This is a genomic window from Rathayibacter sp. AY1B7, assembly GCF_002932735.1.
Taxonomy (GTDB): Bacteria; Actinomycetota; Actinomycetes; order Actinomycetales; family Microbacteriaceae; genus Rathayibacter.
Genome location: NZ_PSWK01000059.1, coordinates 1 through 4,786 on the forward strand (window position 1 = coordinate 1; position 4,786 = coordinate 4,786).

Sequence of the window (4,786 nt, forward strand, 5' to 3'; positions counted from 1 at the left end):
AACGGCCTCGAGCGTGAAACCCATCGCGACGGCGAGCTCGTCCTCGTTGGCACCGAGAAGAACAGCGGAGCGCGCAGCAGAAACGACCCTCTCCCTCCCGCTGGATCCCGAGGGCTGGTTACGAAGAAGTGCACTCTCCTCCGACACGTGCACGAGAGCTGCCTCCGCTTCGCCTGACAGAAGCCTCGGCGGCTCGTTGAGATCGATACGCCACCCACGCGTGGACGGCTCAGTGGGTTCATCCATGTCCCGAAGCTACCCAACGTCGACGTCGAGCACCGCCGCCGCACCCCGACAGCCTCGAGCGCTGCGGCAAGCTATGCATCCGGCAGCATGCGCTGATCCTCCCAGACGCCCGGCCAGCGATCCCCATACGGACAGTCCTGGCGCATCTGCACAGTTCGTCAGTCGAGCTACCCGCCTGAGTCGGGCCCGCACTGGCGGGCGCAACTTGCGTTGGCATCACATGAACGATCAGCACGAGATACTGATGCTGTGACGAACGAACGAGGCAGTGCGAATGACCCCGAGCTCACGCGGGACGCGAACGGCGACGCTGGCGTCGTCAGTAACGAAAACGACAGCAGGAACATGCCAGCTCCCGCAGAGGCCCCATCGCTGACTACGGCGCAGACCCGCGTCAAAAGATGGGTCGGGAAAAGTGGCGAAGGGGTCTTCAAGGTCACGAGGCTCGCAGTCATTGCCCTGACGGTGGCCCTGATCGTCCTGCTCTTTGTGACGAGGAACGTGCCCGCGTACTTGGCAGGCTTGGGATTCATAGCGTCCCTCGTGGCTACTGAGGGGGCGATATTCCGATTCCTCGCGCACGACACGGAGGAACTGAAGCCAGCCGATCGGCTCGGGAAGGGACTGGCGTTCCTCGCAGCGGGGGTCGGTGTTGTGGGTGGACTTGTCGGCATGATCGCGGCCTACATCGCCTGATTCTCGTGCCCCGACATCGCTCCCATCCTCGAGTGGAGCGATCTTCGACGAGGCGATGAGATTCGATGCCGCCGCCGGAAGTGGCGCCCTGCTACCGAAGGAGAAGTAGGAGAGGCTGAGCGCATGTGTGGTCGTTTCGTTGTCAAGGACTCCACGGCGGCTCTGCTGCCGGATCTCGTTTCGGCTGACTTCGGTGGTTTGCGACCGAACTACAACGTGGCGCCGACGTCGCCGGTGACCGTCGTACGAGAGCGCGACGGAGAGCGGTCGGCGCCGATGGTGCATTGGGGGTTCGTGCCGGTGTGGGCGAAGGACTTCAAGAAGCAGCGGCCGCAGCCGATCAACGCGCGGATCGAGACGGTCGCGAGCTCGCCCATGTTCCGGAAGGCGTTCGCGACGTCGCGGGTGCTGATCCCGGCGGCCGGCTACTACGAGTGGACGGTCACGGAGACGGGGAAGCAGCCGCACTTCATCTACGAGCCCGACGCGGCCCTCGCCATGGCCGGGATCGTGTCGGCGTGGCCGGATCCGTCGAAGGCGGAGGACGATCCGGAGAAGTGGCGGCTGTCGACGGCGATCATCACCCGCGACTCGCATGTGGCGCCGGGTGAGGTTCACGACCGGATGCCGGCGTGCATCACGCCGGACGGTTACGACGACTGGCTCGGCGGGCACCTCGACGTCGACGCTCTGATGCAGCTGCTCGACCGGGAGTCGTACGCGGTCGCGCACGACCTCTAGCACTACGAGGTGTCCCGCGACGTGAACAGCGTCCGCAACAACGGACCGCATCTGCTCGACCAGCTCCCCTGAGCGTCGTCGCGTTGGCACTCGGTGTCTAAAGTGGTGGTGCGGTCGAGAAGTGGGGACTTCGCTGACGCCGCACGCGACAGACCGGCGGGGGGCCGCCGGTGTCGCCCTGCTCTCGGCCGCGACGCACAGCGCGGCCGAGAGCCGCAACCGTCGAGTCAGCAGTGTTGAACCCAGATGTTCGGCTCCACGTAGATCCCCTCGCCCTCCCCTGGCTAAGACGCCGCTGGGTCTGAGCCGCGCCCCCTACGAGATCCGCTGACCGGAGCCGCGCCACCGGCGTGGCACTTCGTGCCAGATCACCTGCGGCGTCCTGCGACCGGCGAGGATCCGAGGTGTGAGGATCAGCGTCGAGAGCGAGCACTACCTACTTCTGCGGAGCGCCTTCTGGGCCGATGCTTCGGACGTCATTGGGGTCTACAGCTGCGCAGAGCGGGCACGGGAAGCGGCACGGGAAGCAGTGGGCACCTCACCCGGACCCGATCGGTGGTTACTCGAGACGTGGAGAGACGGCGAGCTATGCAGCAGCGTCCGGCTCAACTGACGTTCGGGCAGCGTGCCGGTGGTCGGCGCTGCACTGGTCGCGGACCAGTGAGGGCGGAAAACGCGCCATCCCTAGATAGCGCCTCGATCACACAACCTCCCTTGCGAGGGAGGTTGACTTTCGAGCAGCTGCGGTGGATGCTTAGGTACAAGCTACCTTGCAACCTACCTTGGAGAAGTCATGATCCCAGTTACTGTCCACGTCCCGCCGCAGCGGGTCGAGGAGTTTTACATCCGCTTCGGTGAGTTCATCGCAGATACCGCTGAGCCGGACGCGCCCGTGCGGCTGCCTTCCGGCACTGTCCCGGCCTGGGTACTCGGAGACGACGCCGACGAGCTCGCGACGCGGTTCTGGGGGATGCTCTCGTTCGAGGGACGCCGACTCCTCGACAGAATGACGGAGAACGAGTCGGGTGAGACGCAGAGCTGGACGCCCGACGAGCTGGCTACGCGGTACGGGCACCCGGGTGGGAAGTCGAAAGTCGCCGGGGTGCTCGGCGGAGTGGGCAAGGCGGCTGGTCGCGCCGGGCTGCCTCGCTACCGCACGCCCTCGGGTGGGCCCGGGTACTACATCTGGGACTGGGAGCAGCAGCGCTATTCGATGACGCCGGAGGTCGCTCGGATCCTTCGCGCCGCGAGGAAACACAGCGACTAGCCGGCGACGTGAACCCTGGCGAACCCCCTCACCCCGGCAGAGCACGACCCTGCCGGGGTGAAGATGGGGTGCCGCCACCGGGAACGGCACCCTGCTACCCCCTCATGGGGTAGCCCCTACCTCAGAGGTAGGGCGTCAGGACCTCGACCAGCTTGGCGATCGAAACGAGGATCCCGGCTACGCCGGCGACCCTCCCGATCCACTGGTCGACATCCCGTCCGGGCTTCGACATTTTTGGTCGCTCCTGGGGATTCGGGTGTGAGATTGCGCTAACGCGGTTGCCCGGTGTCTAAATGCGTTATAAAGTAGCTCGTACGTCAAAAACGGTACTTCCTCTCGATTGGGAGGGGCGGACTACCAACACACAGCGCTCCCAGCGCTTCTTGCGACGGATGCGCGAACATCCGGCGTGTGAAAGTTGCTCAGCAGATCGCTTAGCACCTTCTAACATAGCACATGAGGTCGCCCCATATGGAGGTGGCCTCTTTTGTGTGCCCTCGGGCAGGGGCTGGCCGCTCTGTGCGGGCCTACCTGAGCGGCCGGACGGGCACGCCGGCTGCGGTGCGGCGGGACCATCGAGGGCAGGGCTGCGCACCTAGGCTCGTGCGATGCAGAAGTTCCACTTCGTCGGCGCCCTGGCCGGATCGTTGATCGTCGTCCTCGCCGGTTGCAGTGCTGCGGAGCCGGCTCCGTCGACTGCTGCGTCCGCGACCGTGACCCCTGAGCCGACTGCGACGCTGGCGCCCCTGAGCTCGCTGATCATGCAGTGGGACGCCGCCGTCGAAGGCGGCACGGCCGAGGAGATGACTCTCCTGTCCTCGCAGATCCCTACTGCCGTCACGGAGCAGTGCTATCCGACGATGAGCGAGGGCGACTCGCAGGTCTTGTACGACACTGCGGTGTCCGCGCGGGAGAAGCTGCCGGTAGGCGAGCCGACGAAGTTCGACGTCTTCCGCGCATGGGGTGGCTACGTGAAGCTCGCGGACAGCATCTGCGAATAGAGCGAGTCCCGATCGCCGGCGTCTACGGTCAGATCATCTACCGCAGGAGCTGGACGGGGACGCCGGCGGCGACGTCCTCGCCCTCGATGGTGGCAAATCCCGTGACGGAGCGGATCGTGCCGACGCCGAGTGAGGAGTCCGGGAACCGGGCGACGAGGGAGGCGCCGCGGTCGGTGACGTGGGTGGCGTCGTAGTTGGCCTGGGTGGCGCTCTCGAACTCGAAGACGAACGCCTTCGTTTCCTTGTCGGAGAGGCGGACGCCGAAGTGCTTCACCAGGGCGCCATCGGCGCCGGTGAGCTCGATGCCGTAGGTGAACCACTCCGCCGGCTGCCCCGGCCCGATCGGGTCGCCCAGGGTGAAGGTCGCGGTGATCCCGGAGGGGTCGACGGCGACGTGAACGGCCAGCAACTCGCGGGGCGTCGGGATGCTCATGCGCTCACCCTAGAACCGCCACGGCCCCGTGGACACGTCCAGGGTCCGGTGGGAGGGTGGGCGCATGTCGAAGCCTCGGACCAAGCTCGCGCGTGCTGCACTGATCAGCAACGGCATGGTCTGGTTCGGGCTGTCGTTCATGCTCTTCGCGATCGCCGGCGAGCAGACCTATGCGGCGTTCACCGGTGAGTGGTTCAACGTGCTCGGGTGGGTGCTGATCGTCGCGGTGGCCGCCGGCTTGGCGGTGGTCGGGGTGATCGAGAACCGGAACATCCGGGCGGGGAAGAAGTACAAGCCGCGTCCTCGCCGCTGACTACCGCTCGAGCGCGCGTGGCCGTTCCACGCGCGTGACCGGAGGGTCGAGGGGGGTTCCCCCTCGACCCTCCGGTCACACGCGTGGAA

Annotated in this window: 7 protein-coding genes; 5 read left to right on the top strand and 2 right to left on the bottom strand. The window is 66.1% G+C overall.

All coding sequences use genetic code 11. The annotated features are described in order from the left end of the window. Nucleotides 1-246 (bottom strand): hypothetical protein (locus C5C95_RS17725; protein WP_219814779.1); only part of this gene is annotated, 246 nt, incomplete at its 3' end. Nucleotides 247-495: 249 nt separating this feature from the next. Between C5C95_RS17725 and C5C95_RS17220 the strand changes: the two genes are divergently transcribed. From C5C95_RS17220 to C5C95_RS16935, 4 genes are all read left to right on the top strand, one after another. Beyond that, nucleotides 496-942, top strand: a complete 447-nt coding sequence (locus tag C5C95_RS17220) for a hypothetical protein (protein WP_146087116.1) — start codon at nucleotides 496-498, stop codon at nucleotides 940-942. Between the two features lie 123 nt (nucleotides 943-1,065). Next, a complete protein-coding gene (locus C5C95_RS16925) occupies nucleotides 1,066-1,683 on the top strand; it encodes an SOS response-associated peptidase (RefSeq protein WP_104324905.1) in 618 nt (205 codons plus the stop codon). 793 nt (nucleotides 1,684-2,476) lie between these two features. Further along, complete coding sequence (locus C5C95_RS16930) at nucleotides 2,477-2,950, top strand: hypothetical protein (RefSeq protein ID WP_104324906.1); 474 nt, start codon at nucleotides 2,477-2,479, stop codon at nucleotides 2,948-2,950. Nucleotides 2,951-3,558: 608 nt separating this feature from the next. Further along, nucleotides 3,559-3,951 (top strand): hypothetical protein, encoded by a 393-nt coding sequence (locus tag C5C95_RS16935; protein ID WP_104324907.1) that lies wholly within the window; start codon nucleotides 3,559-3,561, stop codon nucleotides 3,949-3,951. A gap of 37 nt (nucleotides 3,952-3,988) precedes the next feature. Here C5C95_RS16935 and C5C95_RS16940 read toward each other — a convergent pair whose 3' ends face one another. Then, a complete protein-coding gene (locus C5C95_RS16940) occupies nucleotides 3,989-4,384 on the bottom strand; it encodes a hypothetical protein (protein WP_104324908.1) in 396 nt (131 codons plus the stop codon). A 64-nt stretch (nucleotides 4,385-4,448) separates the two neighbouring features. On the opposite strand from C5C95_RS16940, the gene C5C95_RS16945 reads away from it, so the two are divergent. Then, entirely contained in the window at nucleotides 4,449-4,697 is a 249-nt protein-coding gene (locus C5C95_RS16945; RefSeq protein ID WP_104233598.1) for a hypothetical protein, read from the top strand. Nucleotides 4,698-4,786: the final 89 nt, after the last annotated feature.